Source organism: Halomonas colorata (genome assembly GCF_014897985.1).
In the GTDB taxonomy this organism is placed as follows: domain Bacteria; phylum Pseudomonadota; class Gammaproteobacteria; order Pseudomonadales; family Halomonadaceae; genus Vreelandella; species Vreelandella colorata.
In genome coordinates this window covers 136,211-162,563 of sequence record NZ_JABUZA010000003.1, presented here as the reverse complement: position 1 = coordinate 162,563, position 26,353 = coordinate 136,211, and the positions used below count along the sequence as shown (strand labels likewise).

At 53.9% G+C, this 26,353-nt stretch carries 22 protein-coding genes and 1 pseudogene; 8 read left to right on the top strand and 15 right to left on the bottom strand.

Annotated features, from left to right (window positions below; genetic code table 11):
- Positions 1-6 precede the first annotated feature (6 nt).
- Complete coding sequence (locus INT33_RS03045) at positions 7-591, top strand: TRAP transporter small permease (protein WP_193091055.1); 585 nt, start codon at positions 7-9, stop codon at positions 589-591.
- Positions 588-1,859: a TRAP transporter large permease gene (locus INT33_RS03040; protein WP_193091054.1), complete on the top strand. Its 1,272-nt coding sequence runs from the start codon at positions 588-590 to the stop codon at positions 1,857-1,859. Before INT33_RS03045 ends, INT33_RS03040 begins: the two co-directional genes overlap by 4 nt.
- Before the next feature lie 48 nt (positions 1,860-1,907).
- On the opposite strand, the gene INT33_RS03035 is transcribed toward INT33_RS03040, so the two are convergent.
- Positions 1,908-2,798, bottom strand: coding sequence for a LysR family transcriptional regulator (locus INT33_RS03035; protein WP_193091053.1), 891 nt, complete (start codon positions 2,796-2,798; stop codon positions 1,908-1,910).
- A gap of 608 nt (positions 2,799-3,406) precedes the next feature.
- Between INT33_RS03035 and INT33_RS03030 the strand changes: the two are divergent.
- Positions 3,407-3,778, top strand: a pseudogene (locus INT33_RS03030) (TIGR00366 family protein); the annotation flags it as partial.
- Here INT33_RS03030 and INT33_RS03025 read toward each other — a convergent pair.
- The 8 genes from INT33_RS03025 to INT33_RS02990 form a co-directional block, all read right to left on the bottom strand.
- Positions 3,747-3,956: a hypothetical protein gene (locus tag INT33_RS03025; RefSeq protein WP_193091052.1), complete on the bottom strand. Its 210-nt coding sequence runs from the start codon at positions 3,954-3,956 to the stop codon at positions 3,747-3,749. The pseudogene INT33_RS03030 and the gene INT33_RS03025 sit on opposite strands and share 32 nt — an antisense overlap.
- Entirely contained in the window at positions 3,953-4,534 is a 582-nt protein-coding gene (locus tag INT33_RS03020) for a histidine phosphatase family protein (RefSeq protein ID WP_193091051.1), read from the bottom strand. Before INT33_RS03020 ends, INT33_RS03025 begins: the two co-directional genes overlap by 4 nt.
- A gap of 3 nt (positions 4,535-4,537) precedes the next feature.
- Positions 4,538-5,587: an ABC transporter ATP-binding protein gene (locus tag INT33_RS03015; RefSeq protein WP_193091050.1), complete on the bottom strand. Its 1,050-nt coding sequence runs from the start codon at positions 5,585-5,587 to the stop codon at positions 4,538-4,540.
- A 16-nt stretch (positions 5,588-5,603) separates the two neighbouring features.
- Positions 5,604-7,334, bottom strand: coding sequence for an ABC transporter permease (locus INT33_RS03010; protein WP_193091049.1), 1,731 nt, complete (start codon positions 7,332-7,334; stop codon positions 5,604-5,606).
- A 69-nt stretch (positions 7,335-7,403) separates the two neighbouring features.
- Positions 7,404-8,714 carry an ABC transporter substrate-binding protein gene (locus INT33_RS03005; RefSeq protein ID WP_226940043.1) on the bottom strand — a complete coding sequence of 437 codons (1,311 nt, stop codon included), beginning with the start codon at positions 8,712-8,714 and terminating at the stop codon, positions 7,404-7,406.
- A 173-nt stretch (positions 8,715-8,887) separates the two neighbouring features.
- Positions 8,888-10,162 carry a sigma-54-dependent transcriptional regulator gene (locus INT33_RS03000; RefSeq protein ID WP_193091047.1) on the bottom strand — a complete coding sequence of 425 codons (1,275 nt, stop codon included), beginning with the start codon at positions 10,160-10,162 and terminating at the stop codon, positions 8,888-8,890.
- Positions 10,150-12,108: a sensor histidine kinase gene (locus tag INT33_RS21430; RefSeq protein ID WP_319643910.1), complete on the bottom strand. Its 1,959-nt coding sequence runs from the start codon at positions 12,106-12,108 to the stop codon at positions 10,150-10,152. Before INT33_RS21430 ends, INT33_RS03000 begins: the two co-directional genes overlap by 13 nt.
- Before the next feature lie 38 nt (positions 12,109-12,146).
- Complete coding sequence (locus INT33_RS02990) at positions 12,147-13,340, bottom strand: ABC transporter substrate-binding protein (protein ID WP_193091046.1); 1,194 nt, start codon at positions 13,338-13,340, stop codon at positions 12,147-12,149.
- A 378-nt stretch (positions 13,341-13,718) separates the two neighbouring features.
- On the opposite strand from INT33_RS02990, the gene zigA reads away from it, so the two are divergent.
- Positions 13,719-14,945, top strand: a complete 1,227-nt coding sequence (gene zigA, locus INT33_RS02985; RefSeq protein ID WP_193091045.1) for a zinc metallochaperone GTPase ZigA — start codon at positions 13,719-13,721, stop codon at positions 14,943-14,945.
- Positions 14,946-15,024: 79 nt separating this feature from the next.
- Here zigA and INT33_RS02980 read toward each other — a convergent pair whose 3' ends face one another.
- Entirely contained in the window at positions 15,025-16,410 is a 1,386-nt protein-coding gene (locus INT33_RS02980; protein ID WP_319643909.1) for a PepSY-associated TM helix domain-containing protein, read from the bottom strand.
- A 271-nt stretch (positions 16,411-16,681) separates the two neighbouring features.
- Here INT33_RS02980 and INT33_RS02975 point away from each other — a divergent pair, with 271 nt between their 5' ends.
- Positions 16,682-17,263, top strand: a complete 582-nt coding sequence (locus tag INT33_RS02975) for a DUF2946 domain-containing protein (protein ID WP_193091044.1) — start codon at positions 16,682-16,684, stop codon at positions 17,261-17,263.
- A 336-nt stretch (positions 17,264-17,599) separates the two neighbouring features.
- Complete coding sequence (locus INT33_RS02970) at positions 17,600-18,715, top strand: metallophosphoesterase (protein WP_193091043.1); 1,116 nt, start codon at positions 17,600-17,602, stop codon at positions 18,713-18,715.
- On the opposite strand, the gene INT33_RS02965 is transcribed toward INT33_RS02970, so the two are convergent.
- The 5 genes from INT33_RS02965 to INT33_RS02945 all read right to left on the bottom strand — a co-directional run bounded on the left by INT33_RS02965 (position 18,696) and on the right by INT33_RS02945 (position 23,752).
- On the bottom strand, positions 18,696-20,696 hold the full coding sequence (locus INT33_RS02965) for a RecQ family ATP-dependent DNA helicase (RefSeq protein WP_193091042.1): 2,001 nt from the start codon (positions 20,694-20,696) through the stop codon (positions 18,696-18,698). The two genes, INT33_RS02970 and INT33_RS02965, sit on opposite strands and share 20 nt — an antisense overlap.
- 88 nt (positions 20,697-20,784) lie before the next feature.
- Positions 20,785-21,693 (bottom strand): MBL fold metallo-hydrolase, encoded by a 909-nt coding sequence (locus INT33_RS02960; RefSeq protein WP_192539126.1) that lies wholly within the window; start codon positions 21,691-21,693, stop codon positions 20,785-20,787.
- Between the two features lie 131 nt (positions 21,694-21,824).
- Positions 21,825-22,043 carry a DUF1653 domain-containing protein gene (locus INT33_RS02955; protein WP_192539127.1) on the bottom strand — a complete coding sequence of 73 codons (219 nt, stop codon included), beginning with the start codon at positions 22,041-22,043 and terminating at the stop codon, positions 21,825-21,827.
- On the bottom strand, positions 22,040-22,963 hold the full coding sequence (gene tcdA, locus INT33_RS02950; protein WP_226940042.1) for a tRNA cyclic N6-threonylcarbamoyladenosine(37) synthase TcdA: 924 nt from the start codon (positions 22,961-22,963) through the stop codon (positions 22,040-22,042). Before tcdA ends, INT33_RS02955 begins: the two co-directional genes overlap by 4 nt.
- A 15-nt stretch (positions 22,964-22,978) precedes the next feature.
- A complete protein-coding gene (locus INT33_RS02945) occupies positions 22,979-23,752 on the bottom strand; it encodes a pseudouridine synthase (RefSeq protein WP_018918207.1) in 774 nt (257 codons plus the stop codon).
- 194 nt (positions 23,753-23,946) lie between these two features.
- On the opposite strand from INT33_RS02945, the gene sodC reads away from it, so the two are divergent.
- A complete protein-coding gene (sodC, locus tag INT33_RS02940) occupies positions 23,947-24,480 on the top strand; it encodes a superoxide dismutase family protein (RefSeq protein ID WP_192539128.1) in 534 nt (177 codons plus the stop codon).
- A 264-nt stretch (positions 24,481-24,744) separates the two neighbouring features.
- Positions 24,745-26,211 (top strand): carbon starvation CstA family protein, encoded by a 1,467-nt coding sequence (locus tag INT33_RS02935; RefSeq protein ID WP_192539129.1) that lies wholly within the window; start codon positions 24,745-24,747, stop codon positions 26,209-26,211.
- The last annotated feature ends 142 nt before the right edge of the window (positions 26,212-26,353 follow it).

Genomic DNA, 26,353 nt, shown 5'->3' with positions numbered 1-26,353 from the left:
GTGGTAATGAAAAAGACAAGACGGCATGCAGCAATCACCCACCAAAATAGATGTCTCGTAGGCATCCATGGGGCGATTAGCGGCTGTATTTATTGGTTAACCACCATGGCCATAGCCATTTCGGCCATCGGTATCATCATCACACTACTGCTTCTTAGCTACTCTGTTGCCGCCAGGTATTTTCTAGGCAGGCCTTCGTTGTGGGCCAACGATGTCGTCACGTTTTTACTGGTGGGCATCGTCATGTTTTCCGTTGCTTCCGTACTGCGAGAAGGCAAGCACTTGGGCGTCGATATCATCACCGCACGGCTGCGTGGACGTGCGCTGCGCGTGGCTCAGTCATGGTCCATGGTAGCGGTCATCCTCGTGTCCGCTTTTTTAGTGATCGATGGCTGGGAAACCGCCATGTTTTCCAAGATGCTGGGGGTCACCACCTTTGGATATATTCAAATTCCCCTGTACTGGCTTCAGCTGTTGATACCGCTAGGCGGCTTCATGATGATCCTGGTAGCAATGGAGTCTCTGTTTAGCCTTGCGCTGGGCGGAAAGGCGCATGCAGGTAGCCATGAGGATGAGGAAAGTACGCTATGAGCTCAGCACTACTGATTTTACTAGGGCTTGTAGTACTGCTATTTACAGGCCTGCCTATCTTTGCCGGACTAGCCATCTTCGGCGGGTTATTGATCATGAACGGCGCCGGAAGCTTCGGTGGCCTTACCGAAATCATCTTCAACAAGATAAGCCTTTACATACTGGTTTGTATTCCGCTGTTTACTTACATGGCCCATCTCATGATTCGTGGCCGTATCGTCGATGACCTATACGAAACCGCTTATACGCTCACCAGGCATTTACCCGGCGGAGTCGGTATCGCCACGATTGCCGCCTGCATGGTCTTTTCCGCTATTTCGGGCTCGAGCGTTGCCACCGCGTTAACCATTGGCGCCGTCGCCATTCCGCAGATGATCCGTTACGGCTATAGCCCACAAGTCGCTTACGGCCTCGTCGCCGCCGGGGGCACGCTGGGCATACTGATTCCCCCTTCCGGGCCGATGATCATCTATGGCGTCGCCACCGATACCTCCATTGGCGGCCTGTTCATGGCAGGGCTGCTGCCCGGGCTGTTATTGGCGGGCATTTTTATGCTCTCCACATCCTTTCACCAACGACACGCCAAGCGTGAGAAACGTGCCACGCTTCAAGAGATAGGCTCTGCGCTCAGAAAATCCGCTTGGGCGATCGCCCTACCCTGCATGGTACTGGGAGGCATGTACCTAGGTGTTTTCACCGCCACGGAAGCCTCTGCGATCGGTGCCATGTTGGCGCTATTGGTCGGCACTGCGATCTATCGCACCATAGGGATAAAAGAGATCTGGCTTGCTGCCATTGATGCTAGCCGCACCTCAGGCATGCTGTTCATGATACTGGCTGGTGCTGCCATCTTCAGCCATGCCATTACCAAAATGATGTTGCCACAGCAAATCGTCGAGTTCGTTCTCTCAGCCGATATGGGCGTTTATGGCTTTTTGATCGCCATGATGATACTCATCTTGATTCTAGGGATGTTTCTAGAATCGATCGCGATCATTCTCATTACCTCGCCCGTCGTATTACCTGCGTTAGGCATACTCGAGATCAGCCCCATCTGGTATGGCGTGTTATTGGTCATCAACCTGGAACTCGCGATGATCACTCCTCCTGTCGGGATGAACTTGTTCACCATCAAGGCAGTCACCGGCGCGCCTATTGGTCAGATCATCCGGGGGGCAGCTCCCTACGCCGTATTAATGATAGTAGGACTCCTACTGGTACTGTTGTTCCCACAACTTGCCATGTGGCTACCTAGCACGATGCTGTAACCACTCAATCAGCAATAAAGCGTTGATAACGTCCGCTTCTGGATGCCATCAACGCTTTTCTCTTAAAAAATCCAGCAGCGTTTGAACGGAGTTATTCAGCACTTGATCGTGACGAGAGCATAATACCAACGTCCTTTGTGCCCACTCATCGGTCAGCGGCGTCACATTAATCGGCAAATAACTTTGCTGAAGCCGGGCAAATTGTAGTGGCATAATGGCGACCGCCAAACCAGCTGCCACAATACGACAAGCGACATCCATCGTAGAAACTTGAATACGGTATTGCAGATTTCTTCCCAGTGCGGCGGCTTCTTTTTGCATGATCAAATTGACGATACCGCCTGGCTTGATATTCACAAACTCATTGCCTAGTACCTCTTCAAATGAGACAGCCTGGGCCTGTCGGAGCGGATGTTCAGCCTCTGAAACAACCGCCAACTCATCCTTGTGGTAGGGATAGCAAGCCAATCCCTTTGTATCGACCGCATCCGATAATATACCGATGTCGGCAAGGCCCTCTTTTGTATCTCTTACGATCTGAGAGCTAAGCGCTTCATGCACACTGACTTTGACCCGAGAATGCAAGCTCAAGAATTCAGCAATACTTTCCGGAAAAGACTGATAAATAGCCGAGATACTCGCAAGCACTTTGATATTGCCCTGAAGGCCATGGCTAAACTCATTCAGCTCCGCGTGTGTTTTTTCCATGGACGACAATGTTTCACGGGCATATCGAAGCAGCATTTCCCCGGCAGGCGTCGGCGTCATGCGTAATCGCCCTCTATCCAACAATTGCACCCCCACCTGATCCTCTAATGCCTTAATACGCTTGCTGACGGCCGAGGGCACCAAGGCAGCCCGCTTGGCAGCAGCCACAATACTTTTCTCTTCGCACACGGCAATAAAGATCGACATTGAGTGCGGGTCAAAATAACGCATGGCAACACTTCATTTTTTCTTCCCATTGAAAAATTATTACTAACCGATTCTCGATCAAGGTGACAAATAACCGGCCAAGCGATATTAAATGACATCATCCAGATCCTCTCCCTGAATGAATACCACTCACTTGATGAAGTTCTCCACATTATGTCGCTCTGTGAGCATACTCAACCGGCGGTATATAATTAAGTAGGCTTGAGCGACCAAGTATGATTTTCATCGTCTTGTGGCCTATCTTTGTAGTGGTCAACTATTTCCGAACAAGGGAAGTTCAGTTATTTACGAAGCGTTATAATTTTGTTTGCCGGTGCCGCAGGCATTGGTTCAATCATCTTTATGATGACCGAACTGCTTCGAATACCAGTATCTAAAGGCATATTGGCACCGCCTAGGTCGCCGCTATGAGCTTACAACATCACCCAAGTCCGTGATTTAGGCCACTACTCGGATGATTACGAAAGCATGTAGCGGTAACGAGCACCTCAAGCTTCAAGGAAGGGGGTCCGTTTTAAATGCTTGCGTAAACGTGGTTTTCACAAACTTTAATCGCTTACGCCTCCCCAATACCTACTGCGTTTGAGGAGCACCTTGCCCCGTTACCTTGACTGCTTTCAGAGCCGCGCTTGACCTCATCCATTGCTCAGCTCTTCGTGGAGTATGCCACGCCCGCGACATTGCCCGCGCTTAGTTTCATTTCTGCAGGAATCATCAATATTTTTGTGCCTTCCGGCGGTGGGCAATGGGCGGTACAAGGCCCCATTTTGATGGAAGCCGCCCAAGCCTTGAATGCAGATATTGCCAAGGTGGCCATGGCTTTTGCCTGGGGCGATAGCTGGACCAATATGCTGCAACCCTTCTGGGCACTCCCGGCCTTAGCGATTGCGGGACTTAAAGCACGCGATATCATGGGCTTCTGCGCAGTAATACTGTTGGTTTCCGGCGTTATTATCGGCGGTGCCCTGCTGGTTCTTCCTTAGAAAGCTTGGTCTTCACCGGCGGCAGTGGCACGCCCAGGCCGCCGGTAAATGTTTGCACCGTTACTAGAAGCGCCATCAGTAACGCCAATAGCAATACCACAAAAAACGCCGCGTGCATGGCAACGCGGCGTACGGTATTGCTACCCGAAGCAGGCTTGTTGCTTTTGGCTACACTCAACAATGCTGATGATATTGTTGCAACGACACTTGTGTGTTGAGTGTCAGATTCAACCTGACGAGTGTTCCATTACCTAGCAGTTGCCGCGATATCCCTGTCTCAGGGCCTTCATTGAGAAGCCGCTGTAAGCCTCCTAGCCAGGCGCCATGGCCAAAGGCCAATACCGGACCGGGCGTTGCAAGCACTCGCTCATAAAACCGTATGATCCGAGCATTGAATGCCTCGAACGGTTCCCCCAGCATCAACCTATGCGGTGCGCTTTGCCAGACACCGGGATGTTCGGCTTCAAGGTCATCCCATGTACGCCCTTCCCATGTGCCAAAGGCTATCTCAGCAAGGTCAGGATCTGGCTCAGCCTCTGCAAACCCGTGCAGTGCTGCCGTTTGCCGTGCCCGTTGCAGTGGGGAGGTTACTACCAGTGCAAACTCTTGGCCCATTAGTCTTTCAAGGTTGCCCTGCAATGTCCCTATATCCTGCTCACATAGAGGATCATCTAGCGCGATGTCCCGCTGGCCTTGCAAGCGGCCAGCGCTGTTCCAGGGTGTACGAAAATGACGGATAAACCACAGCTCGCCCATGGCTTAATCCACTAGCAGCGGTGCGCTACGACTATCGATAGACATCGAAATCGACGCCCCGGGCGCAAACGGTGGCTGTCCAAAGGAGTGAAGCATGTCTATAACGATACGACCATCCGGCGTGTCGACCAGATAACGGATCTGACTACCCAGAAACTCTCGATGTGCCACTTGACCCACAATGTCACCGTCTGAGCCGGCGCTGGCTAAGCGGATATTCTGCGGGCGCAACACAATGCGATTGGCCCCCGACACATTTTCGCTCGTCGGTAGGCGCTGTCCAGCTTCAGTGATAAACGCGCCTTCCTGCATGGTGCCTTTAAGGATATTCGCGGTACCGAGAAACCCAGCGACGAAGGCATTTTCCGGGTAATCGTAAAGCTGCTGGGGCGTACCAATCTGCTGGATCACCCCTCGATCGAGCACTGCCATGCGATCAGAAGTGGTGTTGGCTTCTTCCTGGTCATGGGTCACAAAAATCGTGGTCAGCCCTAACTTTCGCTGCAGGGCTAACAGTTCGCGTCGCATCTGAACACGTAGTGCAGCATCCAGGTTCGATAGCGGTTCATCAAGCAGCAACACCTGCGGTTCAATGGCGATGGTACGAGCCAGTGCAACGCGCTGCTGCTGCCCTCCCGACAACTGTGCGGGCATGCGGTCAGCCAGGTGCAGTAGGCCTACGGTTTCGAGCGCCTGTTCAACCTTGGGGCCAATCTCGCGCTTGGGAATGCGGCGCTCTTCCAGTCCAAAGGCTACGTTTCTGCGTACCGACATATGTGGCCACAACGCATAAGACTGAAACACCATTCCCACGTTACGCTTCCATGGTGGCAGGCTTGCAATATCGCGCCCACCAATCAGGATGCGACCACGCGGGGTTGGACCAAATCCTGCAATCGCCCGCAAGAGCGTTGATTTTCCCGAACCGGAGGGGCCTAGAAAGGCAAAGAATTCGCCCGGTTCAATCACCATGTTAATGCCTTCCAGCACTTTTGTTTCGCCAAAAGACAGGTGCAAATCCTCGATCTGGATACCGGCTTTGGTCTGGCTCATCTGTACTCTCCGAATCTTAATGCTGGTCGTGGGACATGGTCTGACGAATACGCTCACGCTCAATGATGCGTTGCGACAGATAGGTACCCAGCGCTACGATCACGACCGCCAGAATACCCAGCGCGGCGCCTGCCCCACGTCCGGCGGGCGACTGCATGTATAAGTAGATTCCATAGGCAAGTGGTGCATCCGAAGCGCGTCCAACTAGCATGATCGTCGCAGATAGTTCTACGGCGGCAGTAGCAAAGCTAGTAACAAACCCGGCCAGGATGCCTCCCGTCATCAGCGGCACGACTATGCGTCGGATGGTGCTGGTGCGCGAAGCGCCAAGACTGGCCGCCGCCTCTTCTAAGGAGAGAGAGACTTGCTGCAACGCTGCCATGCAAGCGCGTAGCGCATAAGGAAGGCGTCGTACTGCAAGCGCAATGATGATAATGCCCCAGAAACTCGAGAGCTGGCCAAGCCCGAACGGTAGTTGGACACCGTGGAACATACGCAGATAGCCAATACCCAGCACCACTCCCGGTACCGCCAATGCAGCGGTGGCCATGTAGTCCAGCCATTTGCGGCCCGGCAATCCGGTGCGGATCACAATGTAGGCGATCGCAGTACCTAGCAGTACGTCGATCAGGGCTGCTGATCCCGCATAGATTATAGTGTTCCATACATATTGTGAGGACTGGGTAAAGATCGTGACGAAGTGCTCGGTCGTGAAGCCATCAGGCAGCGGAGAAAACGACCAAATCGTGCCGAAGGCTAGTAGCAGCAATCCTAAGTGAGGGGATAGCACCAATGCCAGGATCAACAGGATCACGCCCCAGGCCAGCCATTTCTCGCGTGGTTTGAGGTCGCGGCGCGATAGGCCTCCGCCACCTTTTTGTACGGTGGCATAGTCCTTTCCGCGCATGAACAAAAACGATGCCCATAGCGAGAAGATCGAGAAAACCACCAAAATGAACGAGATCACGTAGCCCATCGGGTCGTTAATCCCTACCCCGGTGATACGCAGATAGGCCTGCGGCGCCAACATATTGTTGACGTTAAGCAGTAATGGCGTACCCAGGTCGTCGAATACCTTGATGAACACTAGCGCGGCACCAGCCAAATATCCGGGCATTGCCAGCGGGAACACAATGCGCCTGAACATTCGCATCCCGTGAGAACCCAGGTTCTGCGCCGCTTCTTCCATCGAGCGGTCAATATTTCGAAGGCTCGCCGACAGGTTGATCAAAATGAAAGGGAAATAGTGTATAGATTGAACGAGTATGACCCCGTTGAGCCCTTCCATAAACGGTATGCGGAAGCCGAAATACTGGTTCAGAAGCAGATTGACAGAACCATTGCGCCCAAATAACAGCGACATGGCAACCGCCCCTACGAACGGTGGCATGATCAAGGGAATAATGCCCAATGCCTGAATCGCTGCAGTGCCAGCAAAGTTGAAACGCGTGGTGATGTAGGCCAGTGGCAGCGCAATCAAAGTTGCAAATACAACTGACATGGCCGAAACGTAAAGCGAGTTAACGAAGCTTTCGCGAAACAGACTTGTATTAAAGAAGTCTTGGAAGTTCTGTAACGTAAAGCCCCCAGTGCGCGAGTCCAAAAAGGCCACATAGAGCACTTGCGCCACTGGCAAAATCAGAAAGGCCATCAGGAAAATGGCGATCAGGATTCCTGAGATGGCAGCCCCTGACAGACGGGGAAACAGGGTGAACCCGCGTGAAGCGGTCTGATATGAATCAGGCATTATAACCTCGGAGTGTCGTCAATTACCGCGCTGACGAAGCAGCGCGGAACTCTACTTGTTTCAGATCACTCAGTTCAGCGCGGTTGCTTGATCGGCGAGCGCTTTTGCCTGGCGATAGTTTTGGACAGCAAAACTGTCCCAGGACTGCTCTATTTCAGACTGACGCCCTACAACCTCAGTGTCAGCATCGGTACTTGAGGAAGTAAAAACGTTCGTCAAGGAAGGATCGAGTGCCTCTTCCTCGGTCACTGGCATTGCTTCGATTAAGGCACGTGCTTCAGCAATAAGAGCTAGGGCTTCCTCGTTACCACTTTCTGCATGCACTGCCTCGGCTTGCTGGACGGCAGTTACTGCGGCTCGTAGGTCGTTGAGGCGGTAGGTTATCAGCACATCAAAGAGAGAGTTCACCAGGTTATAACGCTCTCCGGATACATCGACATCGAACTCGATTGCATCAGGAGCAAACTCTTCCGAGAACGGATTGGGGAAATCCTCCGGCGCGTTAGCATAAGCATCCGGATTGACCGGTAAGCGCATAATGGCGGGACTCAGCAGTACTTCCTGTCCCTCAAGTGAGAGTAGAAATTCTACAAACTGCTTGGCCCCCTCCTGATTGGGAGCATTCTCGATGATACCGATATTAGCGGGGACGATGGCTGTCACACTGGGGTAGGCTAATTCGACCGGGAAGCCAGACGCCTTGGACGCCAAACCAAAGAAGTCGATGACGATTCCGAAACCAGTGGCTCCTGAGTTGACTGCGTCAGGCACCCCAAAGCTACGCTCGGTAACCGTATTCATATTGCCCGCGATCCATTTCCACGTTGCCCAACCCTCTTGCCAACCTTCGCCCTGAAGCACGGTTTCGACTGTCAGGTGAGTAGTGCCGGAACGTGAGGGGGAGGACATCGCTACGTGCCCATTGTATTCGGCACGCTTGAGATCTTCCCATTCTTCAGCCACAGGTAAGTCGTTGGCTTGAATATAACGAGTGTTGTACATGATCCCGTATCCCGAGGCGGCAAAACCATAGTAGGTTCCATCGGGGTCGTGAATCGGATAGCCACCGATTTCATCGGGGATACCTTCATACTGTACATCTACGGCAGCCAGTAGCCCTTCCTCTTTGAGTACTTCGAAGGCATCAGGCGCTGATGCCCACATGAGGTCGATACTATTGGCACTACGAGTCTCTTGTAGATACGAGACGGCAGCATTCGTATTACGGCTGACTACTTCTAACGTTGTTTCGGGGTAAGCGGATTCAAAGGCAGCCTTGAAGGGGTCAGTCAAATCGCGCGGAAATGAAGTCACTACAGTCACCGTATCGGCAAAAGCAGCGGCGGAAGTCATCATTAGCGCAAGTGCGCTAATCGTCATGGTTTTGTTCATTTTATACTCCCATGGTCGTCAGACGAGCACCGGTAAAAGCTCGGCGTGCTTTAACACACAGGAACTATGCAAGATAGAAAAAAACCTTTCAACCTATTGTTTTAATTAATTTTTTGTGTCAAATTCGACACGTTAAATGGGTCATAAATGTCCCATTTTCATTACAGCAAATCGTGATGGCGCAGGCGCAAATAAAGACGCTTTCGGGGAATGCCTAAAAGAGCAGCGGCTTCGGCCTTTCGGCCTCCTGTTTGAACCAGAGTAGAACGCAGTAGGCGGGCCTCAAACTCTTCCATCGCCGCGTCATACCCCTGGCCCTCCCCTTTATCGGCACTGCTAGTCATACACAAGCTAATATCCAGACCAATGACTAGCCGTTCGGCCAGGTTGCGGGCTTCTCGAACATTGCCTGGCCAATCGTAGTAGGCAATACGACGACTTAGAGCACTATCTATATGCATTTTCGGCAAGTCATGACGGGCCGCGGCCTCGGCAACGAAGTGGTTGACCAGCAACAGCGCATCATCTTCACGCTCGCGTAGTGGTGGTAAAAAAAGCGTTCCTGCGTTAAAGCGGTGCAATAGGTCAGCACGTAGCCTGCCTTCGGCGACTAGCTGCTCGGTTGGGTGTTTAACACTACCCAGAATACGCAGACCGACCGACCGGGGGGCTGCTCCTAGCGGCGTTATTTCGCGCGTTTCGACCACACGAAGCAAACGCACCTGCAAGCTGTCAGGCATTGACTCCAGCTCGTCCAGGTAAAGCACGCCGCCTTGCGCTCGTGCGATAAGTCCAGATGAATCGCCGGTACCGAACAGCTCGCGATCCACATCAGCCTCGCTCAACGCTCCGCAGTTGATGGCTACAAAGGGGGCGGCGTCCCGCGCCGATAAATGATGCAGCACCCGTGCAACCAGCTCTTTGCCGGTACCAGTCTCCCCGGCAATCAACAGGTCGACATCTAAGCCCGCTAAGCGTCGCAGTTTTTCTCGTAACTGCTGTATGACGGCGGAACCTCCGATTAATCGATCCTCAATTCGCGTTTGGCGCAGTCGCGCGTTCTCCAAGTGCAAATCACGCATGGTCTGGGCGCGCTTTAGTACGTCCAGCACCAACTCTGGAGAACAGGGCTTTTCCAAAAAATCATGTGCACCGTTGCGCATGGCACGGATTGCGGCGGGCACATCGCCATGGGCCGTGATCAAAATGAAGGGGACTTCCGGCGCGCGCTCTTTCACGCAATCGAGAAAATCCAGCCCGGATAGGCCGGGCATGCGCATATCAGACAGGATCACACCTGGAAAATCCGCCGTCAGCTCGTTCAACGCTTCTTGAGCAGTCATATATCCACGAACCTGGAACCCCGCTCGTTCCAGCGTCTCGGTGGTCGCTTGCCGAAGGTCCTCATCATCCTCGACTAGCATCACTTCGGGCATTTCATCACCTCTTTTTCTTCATTCTGCCAACGACTCAAGCGTAGTCTTACCTCGGCCCCACCCTGTGGGTGCTGCTCAATTTCCAAGTGTCCACCCATGTCCTGCATAACATTGAATGCAATAGAAAGACCTAAACCTAGCCCCTTGCCTGGTTCTTTGGTGGTTACGAAAGGGTCGGTCAGCGCTATTCCACTTTGCCCCTCTAGGCCTACACCGTTGTCACAAATTACCAAAAGAACGGGATCATGCTTAGTCAGCTCGATACGGATAAGGCCTGATTCAGCCACTTTCTCCCGTGACTCGATTGCATCTAGTGCGTTGCCCAAAATATTGAGCAGCACTTGCTCTAATAAAATATCGTCGCCAGAAACATCAATTTCGGCCAGATCATCACATTCCACATGCACACCCTCGCTACGCAGGCGATGATCCAGCAGCTCCAGTGCGGCCTGGAGGGGATCAGCCAGCATGACTCGGACATTCTGATGAGCCGAGCGACGCGCGATACGACGCAGATGGCCGATGGTGCGGGTAATGCGTTCCAGTAGCGCTTCAATACGTGCAATTGTGGGGCGCGTCTCGGGATGAGCCGCACCCAGGTTGTGCAGGCGGTGCCCAATAGCGGCAAGGGGCTGATTGATTTCATGACTGATCGCAGCCGACATCTGACCAAGCGCTGCCATCTTACCCGCCTGTACCAGTTCACGTTGGGTCAACTCTAAACGCTCAATCGCCTGCTGACGCTCATAAACTGAAGCGCGAAATACTTTGACCGCACGTGCCATATTGGCAATCTCATCTCCCCTTGTCGCATTGCTGACCTGACGGTGCAAGGCGGAGTCGCCTTGTGCGATAAGCGTTAAATCAGTGGAGAGCCTTTCGATCCTTAGCAAAATACGCTTGTGCACAAAGATGGCCAAAATAATGGCCGTCGCTACGGCGCCTAACAGCGTTACCACTCCCAGCCATAACGAGCCTTGCATGATCGCTGTCGCGGCAGCATCAGCACGCCGTTGGGCGTCGATTCGCTCGGCCCGCCCCAAATCGGTCAAGCGTGCTTGCATGTCAGCCAGCGCGGCCTGAGCACTATGCAGCTCATTTACAGCAGCGTGATGAAGCGCTAGACGCTGGCGTACCTGCGCGAAAATACTGTTGGGCTCCAAAGCAAGCCCCTTCAGCCTTTCTAACGCTTGTAGCAGTAACGCCACGTCAATCCGTTGTGGCAAGTTCAGCTGCGCTAGTTCCAATAAGTCTAACGTGTCACGCCCCAGTGTGGCCGTCTGTTCTATTGCCTCTAGACGATCACTTGCGCGTGCTTGTAATAGCAGAGCGGTTAGGGTTGCGGCCTCGGAGCCAATTTGCTGTATCCGGTCGCGCAGCAGCCAGTCTTGCGATAATGCCTGCCGGGCTCCCTCGCGAGTCATCATTCCGCCGTTATCTACTAATGTCGCTAATTGTGTGTCCATATTGAAGGACAAATCACTTAGAATTCCTTGCACTTGGCCCTGCACATCAGCGTGGGCCCAACGCAAATCAGCATCTGTTCGGGTTTCTATTTGTCTGAGTCTTTCAAGTTCAGCGCTAAGTCGGCCAAATTCAGCAAGCGCACGACGTAGATTGTTTTCTGCGGTTTCGATGAAAGTGCGGGCTGCATAGCGCCCAGGTGCTGCCAACCAAATTGGCGAACCCAGTACGGCCTCTACCGCTGCAGATGCATTGCCTATGGAACGCTTCATACTTTCATCATGCGTTTCTGGGGTGGCAACCACTTGCATCGTTAGTGCGGCCAACTCGCCAGTTGCTTCAGCCAGTTCACCCGCCAACGCCACAGCTGGAATGCGCTCCTCCGCCAGCGCACGAAAGTCATGCTCGGCGCGCAGCATTACCATCATGCCTACCGCTAGCACCCCCGTCGCGACAATTACAACCAGTATGAGTGCTGCCACTAATTGTCCACGGATTGAGCCCCTATGCCGCCAGCCCATCATTGACGCTCCAGCTCACGGATAAGCACTTTCACATCGCGCAATATCCTATGAGATCTCTCTGCCCACTCCAGCAGCGTCTCGCGATCTTGAGGGGTAGAGAGCGCCTGATGCTCGGTTATCGGCATCCATGTCAGCAGTTGACGAACTCGGTCAATCTCAGACGCCGGAACATCATTTACCGAGCGCAGCCGTCGCCAGAGCTCTCGGCGTAACAATAAGTCACGTGCAACAAAAGCCTCAAACAGCTGATTAATCTGCCAGTAGCGGTGCGCAGCCAGTTCAGGATCATAGCGCGACCAGCTAAAGTTCAGTGCCGCACGAATGGATGGGTCCAACGATTCCGCAAGTTCGGCGCGGACTTCAGGATCAACAGGAATGCGGCGGATATCGGTGTTCAGCAAAATACGCTGTCCTTCGGGAGATAGAATAAACTCCATGAAGGCGTGCGCGGCAACAGGCTGCGAACCTCCCTGTAGAGCGGCAATACGCGCTGGAATAACGATAACGGGGCGACCATAGCGAAACACCAACCCGCGTTGACTGCGTGTCAACGCCAGGAAGTCGATAGTCAAACCGATAGAAAAGTCACCGTTCTCGATACCTTCTAATACGCCATAGCTACGTGCTGAAATAGTGTTTAGCTGGCCGGCTAGCTCCAGAATCCAAGCCCATCCTGCTTGCCAGCCACGATCCTGTAAAATCGTTTCTAGCAATGAATGCGTTGTACCGGAGCGTAATGGGTGTGATATAGCAATATCTTGCACAAGAACCGGATCTAACAGATCGTTCCATTCTTGAGGTACATATCCATCATATGGGGTACGCCATGTCCATCCTACGGCCGAGTATGCAAAATCCATGAACGCACCATGCCCTACATCATTAAGCCGCTCGCCTTCATCTAATACTACGAAGGCCTCAGGTGCTGAGGCCCAAAATATATCGAAATGGCGCTCATTTCCGGCCAGCACTTCATCAACGGCTGCGTGAGTATTCTTATTCAAGAGTCGAATAGAGAGGTCAGGATGGCGAAGAGCGAATGCTTGGACGATAGGATCGACCATATCAGATTGGTAAGAAGTGATGATCCGCAACTCATTTGCCGATGCTGGCGTCATTGCTAATGCCGTAGTTACCCAAATGACGACCAGTATGTGCTTCAAGTATCTATTCTGCATTCCCCAGTGCATACCCGCTCCCTTACAACAGCTACTGTCTATTTAATTGTTATAAGGCATCATATTGATCCCTCCTTACTTCTTTATAAACAGCTATGGAACTTTGTTTTAACTTAATCACATCGTCTCATTAAACAGATGCTTACTTTTTAGTCGTGCTCTACATTGGATTGCTAATCGCCATAAATGGCAATACAACATTGTGGGGACACAATGCATTGAGTATTGGAGGCAACGGACTCTTAGGATGGCGGCACGTGTTAGCGGTCCGCACGATGGTCAGTCACCCCCCCCCCCCTTACTATAACTATAAAAACTCCCAGGTCATGACACCCTCTATTTATTGTTATAGTATTACATAACATAAACTCACATAGAGGCGTGCTAGCAATGACTGCGTTTTCTCCCCTGCCCGTTACCGTGCTGTCGGGCTTTCTGGGTGCCGGTAAAACCACCGTGCTCAATCATATTCTTGCCAACCGTGAAGGCCTGCGCGTGGCGGTGATCGTCAACGATATGAGCGAGGTGAATATTGACGCTGCGCTGGTGCGTGGTGGCCCCGGTGAGTCGACGCTTGAGAGCGAAGTGGCGCTCAACCGTTCTGAAGAGCGCCTGGTGGAGATGAGCAACGGCTGCATTTGCTGCACCTTGCGCGAAGATTTGCTTATCGAAGTCAATCAGCTCGCCAAAGAGGGCAAGTTTGATTATCTAGTAATTGAATCCACCGGGGTTTCCGAGCCGCTGCCCGTGGCGGAAACCTTTACCTTTGAAGATGAAAGCGGCCAGAGCCTTTCCCACGTGGCCCGGCTGGATACGCTGGTAACGGTGGTGGATGGCGCCAACTTCCTTAAGCAGTACCGCGAAGCACAAAGCCTGGAAGAGGCTGGCGAGAGCCTGAATGATGAAGATGAGCGTAACGTGGCCGACCTGCTGGTCGATCAGATCGAGTTTTGCGATGTGTTATTAATCAGTAAAACGGACCTGATCAGCGATAAGGAGCTTGCCTCATTAAAGGCTATTCTGCGCTCGCTTAACCCGGATGCCGAGCTGGTACCGATTAGTCGGGGCGGCGTGCCGCTGGATAAGGTGCTAAATACCGGCAAATTTGACTTTGAACGTGCTCAGCAGGCGCCCGGATGGTTGAAAGAGATGCGCGGCGAGCACGTGCCCGAAACCGAGGAGTACGGCATTGGCAGCTTCGCTTATCATGCCCGGCGCCCATTTCATCCAGCGAAGTTTCACGATCTGCTCCATTCCGAGTGGTTCGGCGAAGGTCTATTGCGCTCCAAAGGCTTTTTCTGGCTGGCCACTCGCCCTCAGTGGGCCGGACAATGGAGCCAGGCAGGCGGCATTGCCCACCACGGCGTAGCGGGCATGTTCTGGAAAGCCATTCCGGAAGAGCGCTGGCCGGAGGATGCCGAATACCGCGCGTTTATTCAGGAAAAATGGCAGGAGCCGTTTGGCGATATGCGCCAGGAGCTGGTGTTTATCGGCCAGGGGCTGGATCAAGCGCGGATGCGCCAAGCGCTGGATGATTGCCTGCTTAGCGAAGCCGAGCTATTGGAAGGCATGGACGTTTGGAAAACGCTGCCTGACCCCTTCCCCGCGTGGGAATAAACCCTTTTTTTGAGTCAGTCAAAAAGCCTCAGGTACGACCTGGGGCTTTTCAGTTAAAGCGTAATAGCAGCGCTTGTGCCTAGACCTTTTGAGCTTTCTTCGAGATCAACCAGCGTAGCGTATCAATCAGCGCAATGACGACCAGGCTGCCGCCCAGTACCGGCAAGGCGAATCCTAGCCCCACCATCATGGCAATCAAGCCCAGCTGAATGGATAGGGGCAACATGATAAACAGTGCCGTCATGGTCTGCGCCTGGTTAACCGTGGTGCTTTTGATGCGCTGCCACCACATCCGATAACCCCACACAATCAGGAAAACCAAGGCGGCGGCAAACAGAGCCAACACCAGCTGATTGATCAGCCCAAAGAGGACGCCCATATGCAAATCGATGCCCCAACGCGTCAGCTTTGCCGCCAGAGGGAAGGTAGAAAAATCCGTTTGATCGAGAATCTGCATATCGCCGGGGTTCAGGGCAACCTGATCTACCTGGGTAGGCCAGCGGCGGTCGATTTCAGCCACACGCCACGCTCGGCCTTCACTGGCAGGTGGCTCTATCTGAATCCTTTCCGCCATTAACCCGGCACCTCTAGCCACCGACAGCGCCTGATCAAACCCTTCAGAGCTTGCGTGCTCACACACTTCGGGGGCACTACTCACGCCGTGGTCGGCATGCATATCGTGATGGGCATGACTCGTCGCATTGCCGGGCACCTCGAGTACGGTAGACACACTAGGCGTACCCCATCCCCAGGCTTGCCTTAGCTCGCCGATATTGCCTCCAGCCCACTGCGACCAGGTAAGCCCGGTGGCTGAAAAGAACAGCAGTCCGACAAGTGCCAGCGCACCCACGGTGGCGTGGTGGCGCCTGGGTTTCATGCGCGGGCTTTGGCCGCTCAGCGCTTTACGGCGCGCGATCCAAAGCATTAGCCCCAATAGGGCAATAATCCATAGCCACGAGGCGGCCAGCTCGCTGTAAAGCCGTCCCGTATCGCCTAGCAGCAGGCCTCGGTGAAATTGATCAATGGCGGTACGAAAAGGCAATATGCCGCTGGTGCCGTAAACCGTCATATCGCCTTTCACTTCAAGCGTTGCCGGGTCAACAAAAATGGCACGATGCTCGGAAGGGCCGAGCGCTGGGTCGGCAAACATGACCCGTGTGGTGCTGTACGCATCTGGCGCGGGGCGAACTGCTGCCGGTAGTGTATCTTGCCCGGCAGCTAGTTGGGCGGTCTCAATTTGCCGAGCCAGTGGCTGCGCGGTGCCCGGCGTAGTCGCGGTTAACGCATCACGGTAAAGCCATGTTTCTACCGAAGGTGTTAACACGTATACGATGCCGGTCAAGGCCGCTACCAGTATAAAAGGGCCTACCAGTATGCTTACGTAGAAGTGCATCCGCATTAATAGCGCAAAGAGAATTTTTCCACTTCGCCTAGGCGGTGCTGGGTGGGATTCTTTCTTTAGCATCTTTTAACTTTCCCTAAGGGTTTAGAGCAGGCTTTCTATAAATACACAGTGTGTGAAATTCTTAGCCATTTAAAACCCGTCGAACTAACTATAAGCAGCACATTAAACAGCTTTTCAAACACCGGGCGTAAAGTATGTGGTGCTATGTCGCATAAGATTCAGCACTTGTAGACTTATAAACCAGCCAATTATTTATTTCATAATGTAATAGCGCCCCCCCACAGGGCTGCTACAATAACGCCACTTATTAATGCCCTGAGGGCTGGATTTGATGGCGCTGTCTCGCTCAGCACGCTTACTCTACTACCGCTTTACGTTAGCGATGGCGTGGGTAGCCATGTGTCTGTTATTTGCGGGCCCGCTCATTTCTCAGTTGCAGGCCAGTCATAACGCCCACGGCCACCATGGTCATACGCATATTCAGCATGCCCACAGCCATGGGCACCCGGCTAGCGACCAACACTATGACCACTCTGCCGATGAGCATGCCGGTCATTCTGTAGCCCATCAGGCCGAGCCCACTATCAGTCCGCTGGATAAGGCTCTTGGTCTATCCCCGTCAAGCGCCTTATCGGATTGGCACAATCAGTGTGGTTACTGTGAACTGTGGCAACACAGCCCGTCGCTTTCAATCGCGTTACCTGCCATTGCCAATGACGTTTTTTTGGCACTTTGTGGTGAGTTTCTTGCGCCTAAAGCTGGGGCGCTTTTTCAGTATAACTACCCGCATGCATTAACCCGCGGGCCGCCCTTTTTTATCTATGGCTGCTTAAAACATTATACGCGAGCAGTGTTGATAGTAACGCGAAACAGTAAAAAAGAAATAGGGCTGTTAAGCTTTTTTAAAGCATAACAAGGCTCGGCTTTAGTGCGCTTTTAACTATTTAAATAAACGACCAAATTATTTTCACTATTGTTTATTAAGATCAGTAATAATAGTTTTTCTTTATTGATCACCTTCCGCTTAAATTATCACTACCATCCCATCCTAGGGTTAAGACGATCCAACAAAATAAGGCAGCCACGACCCAGGGTCGGCATCCGAGTGCCACCAGGAAGCCAGTACTTAGAGCCAGTACTTAGAGCCAGGACGTAGCGTCGGTGCAAGCAACCACAAAATTTTTACCGAATAGCTAATGTAGCCTTTTATCTATATAACTACGCCCATCCCTTTACGCGAGCGCCATTGATGTTTCACTTCGTCGTTGCCATACCCTGCCTGATTGTTATCGCCCGCTACCTGGCGCCGCTCCGCTGGCCTCTCTGGTTCAAGATTGCACTCAGCGCCTTACTCCTGCTCATCTCACAGCACCACTTGCTGACGTATCTGGCCTTCGGCAGCATGTTTTCTCCCGAGGTTCCCAGAAGTATGGTGATGGCCATTAATTGGCTGTTCGGCACCATGCTTTTTCTGGCCGTGTTACAGCTCGTCGTTGACTTGATGGCGGTTCTCTTGATGGTGGTAAAGAGACGAGGACTCGCAATTCCTGCCTTTCTACGTTACGCCATCGGGGTATTCGCGCTGGGAGTCGCGGCCTTTGCGGTCAATCAGGCGGCGCGCGTCCCGCCCATGAAGGAAGTCGAGGTGACCATTGGTGGGTTGCCCGCCCAGTTTGAGGGTTATCAAATTATCCATTTAACCGATCTACATATCAGCCGGCTATTCGAGGCGCCCTGGGTTGAAGCCGTGGTCGCCAAAACCAACGCTTTGGCACCTGATTTGATCGTGATTACCGGTGACCTGATCGACGGCGACCTTGAAACCCGGCGGATGGATGTAGCGCCGCTTCAAGCGCTTTCAGCACCGGATGGCGTTTATGCAAGCCCCGGCAATCACGAATACTACTTTGGCTACGAGCAGTGGATGGCGCACTACCAATCATTAGGCATGCAGACGCTGGCTAACCAGCATGCCGTAATCACGCGAGACGGCGCCGATTTAGTGCTTGCTGGGATCACCGATTTACGCGCACCGCGTACCGGCTGGCCCGCACCGGATGTAGATGAGGCAATCGCTGGCGCCCCCGCCAACGCACCAATTATCCTGCTTGACCACCAGCCGTTTGATGCCGCCAGGGCAGCCGCCGCCGGGGTCGATTTGCAGCTTTCCGGCCACACCCACGGCGGCATGATTTGGGGGTTTGATCGTATTGTGGCCTTGGCCAATAACGGCTTTGTCTCGGGCTTTTACGATGTTGACGGAATGACGCTTTACGTCAACAACGGCACCGGCCTCTGGCCTGGGTTTGCACTGCGCCTGGGCAAGCCTTCAGAGCTCACTCGTATTACGCTGCGCCAGGGTTAAGGCACTGCTCGGCCCACTGTCGCACTTTTGGGTAGGCGCGCTGCTCGAACACGCCAAAGCCACCAAGGCTGCGCGCCTTGAGCGGGGTAAACACCGGCATACTCAAGCCGCACAAAAAGTGGGCTAGCCGCTGGCTGTTGGGTGGCTGGCCTACTTGTGTCGTATGGCGTTCGATAAAGGGCGCGGCGTAACGGGTAAAATCGGTGACTTCCAGTGCCGGTAAAGGTGGCGCAGCAGGTAGCTGAACGCTATGCCCATAGCAGACCGAGCAGTGCCCGCATCGGCTATCTTCGTTGGCACTTAACGTGGTGTCGCCAAAGTGCTCGGCTAAACGCCGGGTCAGGCAGGTATCAGACTCAAACAGCGCCAGCATGGCTTGCAGCCGCTCGATCTCGCCCCGCTCTCGCGTTAAACACTCGTCATACAGCTGGCTCGCCAGCATCTCAAGGTTGAGTTCCGGTTGGCGGACGTCATATACGTCGGTCATCCGTTTGCCTTCCAGCGTCAGCCAGCCCTTATCCTGAAAGTACTCAAGGGCAGTGATCACACGGGCCCGCGAGGCATCGATGTGTTGCGCCTGGCCTGCCGACTGTAGCCGTTCAAAGTCCACGCTCCCCCAGGTGCGGGCAATCGGAATGTTATCGACCAGCAGGCGAACAAAGGCCGCCCGCTCGCCTTGAAAGCGTGCAACAAGCGCTTCGGAATCAGTGTGGTAGCGCAGCCGGTATTCTGCCAGAAAGGCAAAGCGTGGTGCGATGATGCCGTGTATTTCCAGGCGTACGAGCAGGGTTTTCAACGGCAGCAGCCGAATATTGGTATCGCGCGACAGCACATTGAGCAGCACTTCCCATTGGCGTTCTGGCGTGGCACCGGCAGCAGCGATCTCTTCAAGCAGGCGCACGATGCCCGCGTACTCCGGCGTATCGCCGTACACAAAGTTTTCCAGCACGCGCAAGCCATCGCGCCCTGCCATGGTTAAGCAAGTGGAAGGCAGGCCATCGCGCCCTGCCCGGCCGATTTCCTGGCTATAATTCTCGATGGATTTGGGCAGATCAAAGTGCACGACATTGCGAATATTGCCTTTATCGATGCCCATGCCAAACGCGATGGTGGCCACAATGCACGGCGACTCCCCATTCATAAACTGGCGCTGAATTTCATCCCGGCGGGCTGAATCAAGCCCCGCGTGATATGCCTGGGCGTTGATTCCCTGGGCAGCCAAGGCATTGGCTACCTGTTCGGCGGTTTGCTGCAAGGTGACATATATGATGCTGGGCGCTTCATTGCCCGGCTGCATTTGGGGTTTTAGCCAATCGATCAAATGTTGCTGGCGGTTACCCATCACCGGGTGCACCAGCAATTCAAGGTTGGGCCGATAGAAGCCCGTGGTAATCACATAGTTTGGATCAATGGCAAACTTCTCGCCCATATCAGCAATAACCGCAGGTGTGGCCGTAGCGGTCAGCAGCAATACCTGAGGGATCGCAAACTCGCGCTGGTACTCTGGCAACTTGAGATAGTCGGGGCGAAAGTTATGCCCCCATTCAGACAGGCAGTGAGCTTCATCGACCACTAACAGCGAAATATTCACCTGGCGCAGAAAGTTCCGGAAACGCTCGTTCTTGAGCCGCTCCACAGAGACCATCAGGATTTTCAGCTCGCCGCTTCTGGCGCGCTCCATTACATCACGCACGGTATCGCGGTCCTGAGTGGAATCGATACTTGCCGCCGCCACGCCGTGGCGGGTTAAAAAGGCGAGCTGATCCTGCATCAGCGCCAGTAGCGGCGACACCACCAGCGTCAAGTGCGGTAGATGCAGCGCGGGCAGCTGATAACACAGCGACTTCCCCGCACCGGTCGCGAAGATAGCCGCCGTGGAGTGGCCCTCCAACACCCGGGAGACCACGGCCTGCTGGCCGCCGCGAAAATCATCGAAACCGAATACTGATTGCAGCGTCTGTCGCGGAGAAGTTGAAGTCATGCGCCGTCCTAAAGTGGGGTTACGTCCTGAGCTAACACGCTACCGGTTTCAGGACGTTTTCACCAATCAAAGACGTACGACAGTAACGCTAGCCCCACTTCGCCCCTTTCAAGGCATCCAGGGGGATTTTCAGATAGCGCTTGCCGTTGGCTTCGGGCTCTGGCAAGCGCCCGCCTTGAGTGTTGACCTGCAGCGCGTGAAGCATCAGTTTCGGTATGGGCAGCTCGCTATCGCGCGTTTCGCGCAGGGCAATGTAATCTGCGGCACTGTTTCCCACTAAGTGCGGATTGGTGTCCCGCTGTTCAGCCACGCTGCTTTCCCATTTTGGCTCGCGGCCATCCGGCATATAGTCGTGGCCGGTAAACAGGCGGGTAGCCGCTGGCAGCGCAAGAATCGCCTGGATGGAATTCCATAACGCCTGGGCATCGCCACCGGGAAAGTCAGCCCGCGCGGTGCCGAAATCCGGCTGAAACAGAGTGTCATGCACAAACGCCGTATCGCCTATTACATAGGTAATTGAGGCCAACGTATGGCCTGGGGAATGCAATACTTTGGCGCTTAACTCCCCAATATTGAACGTATCGCCTGCCGCAAACAGCCTATCCCACTGACGGCCATCAGCGGGCATGTCTGGCCAGTGGTAAATCTCCTTCCACAGCGCCTGTACTTTCGTAATGTGCTCGCCAATCGCGGTGGGTGCGCCAGTTTTGTCTTTCAGATACTGCGCGGCAGAGAAGTGATCCGCATGCGGATGGGTATCCAGAATCCACTCTACCTTCAGATCGTGCTTTGCCACATAGGCAAGCAGTTCGTCGGCATGATGGGTGGCGGTGGCGCCGGACTTCTCGTCGAAATCCAGCACCGGGTCGATAATCGCGCATGCTCGCGAAACAGGGTCACTGACGATGTATTGAACGCTAAACGTACGCGGATCAAAAAAGCCTGCCACCACAGGCATCCCCTCACCCGTACTTGCTGAACGCGCAAACGTCTTCATGCTGTCTCCTGACGGATCAATAAGTGATAGTGCAATAGCCTACCACTTAGGCCAACAGGGTTATAACCATAGCCGTATAAAGAATATAAGGGCTATGGGTGGCTGCACGAATGTTTGCAGTAAAGCGTCGATTAAAACGCCTTTACCAGCGCAAAGCGCGGCTGAGTGTGGCCTTCTTTAGTGACAGTCTCGGTAAACATTTCAAGCGGACGCACCCACAGCCCGTACTCCCCATAAAGGGCGCGGTAGACCACTAGCGGTTCTTCGGTTTCGCTGTGCTGGGCGGTGCCGAGCACTTCGTAAAGTGCGCCTTTATAGTGGCGATAAATACCGGGAATGGGGGCGGTCATTGGCTTTCCTTTTGAGTGGCTGGCTGATTGGCTTTTTTGGCCAGGCGTTCGAGCACTTTGGAGGCCGCTACAAAGCCAAACGTGCCGGTGACGAAGGTAGCCGCGCCGAAGCCCGAGGCGCAGTCCAGGCGGGTGGCATTGCCGCTGCCGGGCTTTTGCAGGCACACTTCACCGTCGCTGCCGGGATACACCAGCTGCTCATCGGAGTAGACGCACTCGACCGAGAAGCGCCGCTTGGGATTACGCGAGAAGTTGTAATCCCGGCGCAGGCGCGAGCGCACTTTGGATAACAGCGGGTCGTGTTCGGTACGGGTTAAATCGGCCACCTGAATACGCGTAGGGTCGGTCTGACCACCGGCGGCACCGGTCACGGTAATCGGGATCTTGCGCCGCTTGCACCAGGCAATCAGCGCGGCCTTGGCGATAACGCTGTCGATGGCGTCCACCACATGATCGGCGTCATCGGGAATGCGCTCGGCCAGGTTAGTGGGCGTGACAAACGCCGTGTCGGCGACGATGTCGATTTCCGGCGCGATCAGGCGGCAGCGTTCGGCCAGCACGTCTACCTTGGGTTGGCCGATAGTGCCGTCCAGAGCGTGCAGCTGGCGGTTAACGTTGGACACACACACATCGTCCAGATCAATCAACGTGAGCTTGCCGATACCCGAGCGCGCCAGCGACTCAACTGCCCAGCTACCTACCCCGCCGACACCGACCACCACTACATGAGCATGACGAAACGCGGTGGCCGCGCGCTGCCCATAAAGGCGCCGAATGCCGCCAAAGCGAAATTCATAATCCTGCGAAGCTGGGCTTCCAGAGACAGAGTCGTTCGCAACTGAGCTAATAGCGGTTGAACCGGCAGAGGCCGGGTCAACACCTGGTGTTGCAGCGGAATTAACCGGAGGCGTAGAAGACATAGCAAACTCAATCTTTTAAGGCATTGGTAAGGCTGATGGCGCGCTTAGCGGCGGCGTACGAACGCTATCCAGCGGCAGGTGCCCCGCCCAACCCAAATGATGAAACAAGGTGGTCATAGTGTCATCGAGTGCACAGCTCACCTGTATCCGATTGGCCAGCACCGGATGGTCAAACGCCAGATAGGTGGCGGCCAATAACAGCCGTGGCGCGCTCAGCTTTTCAGCAAAAAACCGGTTGTGGATACTTTTGCCGTGCTTGGCATCGCCAATAATCGGGTAGCCGCGCCGCGATAGATGACGGCGAATTTGATGCCGCCGCCCGGTCAGCGGTTTCGCTTCTACCAGGGAATAGCGCGCAACCGGATAGCGGTCTACCTGAACGGGGAGCTCGACGCTATCCAGGCGGCGAATATCGGTCATGGCGGGCATCGCCGGCATTTCTGCCTTGGGCCGCGTGCCGTCCTCTTCGCGCAGCGGGTAATCCAGCCGGTCCTGCTCGGGCGCCTTGCCGCGCACGACCGCCAGGTAGCCCTTCTCGACATGCCGTTCACTAAACGCTTCGCTTAAAAGCCCTGCAACGGTTGAAGACAGCGCAAACACAATGGCGCCTGACGTGGGTCTATCCAACCGGTGCACAGGATAAACGCGCTGCCCTAACTGGTCGCGCAGCTGCTGTAGTAAAAACTGGGTTTCCCCACGCGCCAGCGCCGAGCGGTGTACCAAAAGCCCGGAGGGCTTATGCACCACAACAAGGTGCTCATCCTGGTAGAGGATTCTGAGGGGCAACATAGCGCGTCCTGGGGCAAAAACGAGCCGCTATTGTCGCGGCTTGGCCGACAGATGTCATCAACTGCCCGCTTATTATCCAGCCAATCGGCAGGGCAGTTTATCAAAAGCGGGATTGGCGGACTCGCTTTGAGACAGCTACCTTGAATAACAGCGCTTACATAGCGTTTCCATGGAACAGGAAAGGAGAAGTGCACATGCGTCTTGCAACCACACTAACCGGTATCGCGGCTTCATTACTGCTGGCATCAGCGGCTCATGCCAATGAGACCCTTGAGGTCGATATGCACAAGGTGAGCACCGATGGCGTTGAAGAGTCAATCGGTAGCGTATCGCTGGAAACCACCGACCATGGCTTACTGCTCACACCCTCGCTAAGTGGCCTGGAACCCGGTGTCTATGGTTTTCACGTTCACCAGAATGCCAGCTGTGAACCGGCTGAAAACGATGAAGGCGAAATGACCGCGGCACAAGCAGCCGGTGGCCACTATGATCCGGAAGAAACCGGCACGCACCAAGGCCCTTATGGCGACGGTCACCTGGGTGATTTACCCGTCTTAACCGTAAATGAAGATGGCGAAGCTAACCTACCCGTCCTCGCGCCGCGTTTGAGCATGGAAGACATGCCGGGCCGGGCGTTAATGATTCATGAAGGTGGCGACACCTATTCCGACGAGCCCCACCTGGGCGGTGGCGGCGGTCGTATGGCCTGTGGCGTCGTGGAGTCATAATAGTTGAGTCGTAATAGTAGAATCCTGAGGGTTCTGTCATAGCGCTTGATCAATAGCGGCGTCATTAAGTGGTGTATCAGCGGGCAGCCAATGGGCTGCTCGTTTTTTTGGATTAACGATAGGGTACTTATAGCCCACTAAAGTCTAGCAGCGCATCGGTTTATGACTCTGTACATTCTGCAAGGCTAAATAAGGCTCTGCCAGCGTATGCCAGAACCTACCTGTCACGTTAACTCCATCCTTCTGACCACTTTGGTGCCCTAAATGATTACATTTATTGTATCGATCCTGCTGCTGATCGTGGGCTATTTTACGTATGGCAAATTTGTCGAACGCGTTTTTGTAACTAATAGAAAGCGTCAGACACCCGCGTTTAGCATGCGGGATAACATCGATTACGTACCGATGAACACCACGCGTAACTCATTAATTCAATTACTTAATATTGCAGGTGTCGGGCCTATCTTCGGGCCAATCCTGGGTGCTCTGTATGGTCCGATAGCGTTTGTGTGGATCGTGATCGGCTGCATTTTTGCAGGCGCGGTGCACGACTACCTGACCGGTATGATCTCGATTCGTAACCACGGCGCTCACTTGCCCCAATTAGCCGGTAAGTTTTTGGGTAAGGCCATGAAGCATGTGGTGAACGGTTTTGCCATTTTGCTGCTGCTGTTGGTGGGTACAGTGTTTGTTACCTCGCCGGCAGCGCTGTTAAACAACATGACGCCGATCTCCCTTACTCTGATTATTCTGGCGATTTTTGCCTACTACTTGATTGCCACGCTGCTGCCTATTGATAAAGTGATTGGCCGCATCTACCCCTATTTCGGGGCGCTGTTGCTGTTCAGCGCTGCCGGTATCGGCATTGGTCTGGTGGTTACCGGCGCCCCGATTCCTGAGCTTTCGTTCCAGAATATGCATCCGGAAGGCGCCCCTATCTTCCCACTGCTGTTCTTGACCATTTCCTGCGGTGCGCTTTCGGGTTTTCACGCCACGCAAACACCGATTATTTCGCGCACCACTGAGAACGAAACTAACGGGCGCAAAATCTTTTACGGCATGATGATCACCGAAGGCGTTATCGCCATGATCTGGGCCGCGGCCGCGATGAGCCTGTTCCATGGTGACCAAAACCTTTCTGCGGTGCTGGCAGCTGGCGGCCCTGCTGCCGTGGTTAACGAAGTTGCCACCACCATGCTGGGCGCTGTCGGCGGTACACTGGCAGTATTGGGTGTTATCGTGCTACCGATCACCTCGGGCGACACCGCATTTCGTAGCGCACGCATGATTATTGCCGACTATCTGAAAATTGACCAACGCCCGATTATTAAGCGTCTGTTAATTGCCCTTCCGCTATTTGCGATGTCGTACATTCTGACCCATATGGACTTCACCCTGCTGTGGCGCTACTTCTCCTGGGCGAACCAGACTACAGCCGTGATTGCGCTATGGGTCGCGACAATGTATCTAGTGCTTTCGCGTAAGCCTTACCTGATCACATCGATTCCCGCGGTGTTTATGACCATGGCCACCTTTACCTATATCGCCTACGCGCCGATTGGATTTGGGCTTCCGCTTCAGTGGAGCTACGCCGCCGCTGCACTCGGCACGCTGGTGTGTATTGCGCTGTTTATGAAACGCGTACGCCGCTTAAGCCGTGCGACCTTTAAAGTTGATGAGGCTGCCGCTAACTTTACCGATGACGAAGTGTTAGCTTTTTCGTCTAAATAAGGCGTCCTCCACCTGACAGTAGACACTGCCAAGGAATTAATTAAGCGCTGATTTTTCAGCGCTTTTTTTATGCCTGTTGATTGCCGCGCGTTAATTCCCCTTTTATGTCGCTGTTCGTTTTGCTTACGTGCATATTGCCGCC

What these genes read in the sequence shown, in the direction of transcription:
- INT33_RS03045 (WP_193091055.1), top strand. Translation starts at nt 7, where the DNA reads ATGAAAAAGACAAGACGGCATGCAGCAATCACCCACCAAAATAGATGT.
- INT33_RS03040 (WP_193091054.1), top strand. Translation starts at nt 588, where the DNA reads ATGAGCTCAGCACTACTGATTTTACTAGGGCTTGTAGTACTGCTATTT.
- INT33_RS03035 (WP_193091053.1), bottom strand. Translation starts at nt 2,798, where the DNA reads ATGCGTTATTTTGACCCGCACTCAATGTCGATCTTTATTGCCGTGTGC.
- INT33_RS03020 (WP_193091051.1), bottom strand. Translation starts at nt 4,534, where the DNA reads ATGGGCGAGCTGTGGTTTATCCGTCATTTTCGTACACCCTGGAACAGC.
- INT33_RS03015 (WP_193091050.1), bottom strand. Translation starts at nt 5,587, where the DNA reads ATGAGCCAGACCAAAGCCGGTATCCAGATCGAGGATTTGCACCTGTCT.
- INT33_RS03010 (WP_193091049.1), bottom strand. Translation starts at nt 7,334, where the DNA reads ATGCCTGATTCATATCAGACCGCTTCACGCGGGTTCACCCTGTTTCCC.
- INT33_RS03005 (WP_226940043.1), bottom strand. Translation starts at nt 8,714, where the DNA reads ATGACGATTAGCGCACTTGCGCTAATGATGACTTCCGCCGCTGCTTTT.
- INT33_RS03000 (WP_193091047.1), bottom strand. Translation starts at nt 10,162, where the DNA reads ATGCCCGAAGTGATGCTAGTCGAGGATGATGAGGACCTTCGGCAAGCG.
- INT33_RS02990 (WP_193091046.1), bottom strand. Translation starts at nt 13,340, where the DNA reads ATGCACTGGGGAATGCAGAATAGATACTTGAAGCACATACTGGTCGTC.
- zigA (WP_193091045.1), top strand. Translation starts at nt 13,719, where the DNA reads ATGACTGCGTTTTCTCCCCTGCCCGTTACCGTGCTGTCGGGCTTTCTG.
- INT33_RS02980 (WP_319643909.1), bottom strand. Translation starts at nt 16,410, where the DNA reads ATGCTAAAGAAAGAATCCCACCCAGCACCGCCTAGGCGAAGTGGAAAA.
- INT33_RS02975 (WP_193091044.1), top strand. Translation starts at nt 16,682, where the DNA reads ATGGCGCTGTCTCGCTCAGCACGCTTACTCTACTACCGCTTTACGTTA.
- INT33_RS02970 (WP_193091043.1), top strand. Translation starts at nt 17,600, where the DNA reads ATGTTTCACTTCGTCGTTGCCATACCCTGCCTGATTGTTATCGCCCGC.
- INT33_RS02965 (WP_193091042.1), bottom strand. Translation starts at nt 20,696, where the DNA reads ATGACTTCAACTTCTCCGCGACAGACGCTGCAATCAGTATTCGGTTTC.
- INT33_RS02960 (WP_192539126.1), bottom strand. Translation starts at nt 21,693, where the DNA reads ATGAAGACGTTTGCGCGTTCAGCAAGTACGGGTGAGGGGATGCCTGTG.
- INT33_RS02955 (WP_192539127.1), bottom strand. Translation starts at nt 22,043, where the DNA reads ATGACCGCCCCCATTCCCGGTATTTATCGCCACTATAAAGGCGCACTT.
- tcdA (WP_226940042.1), bottom strand. Translation starts at nt 22,963, where the DNA reads ATGTCTTCTACGCCTCCGGTTAATTCCGCTGCAACACCAGGTGTTGAC.
- INT33_RS02945 (WP_018918207.1), bottom strand. Translation starts at nt 23,752, where the DNA reads ATGTTGCCCCTCAGAATCCTCTACCAGGATGAGCACCTTGTTGTGGTG.
- sodC (WP_192539128.1), top strand. Translation starts at nt 23,947, where the DNA reads ATGCGTCTTGCAACCACACTAACCGGTATCGCGGCTTCATTACTGCTG.
- INT33_RS02935 (WP_192539129.1), top strand. Translation starts at nt 24,745, where the DNA reads ATGATTACATTTATTGTATCGATCCTGCTGCTGATCGTGGGCTATTTT.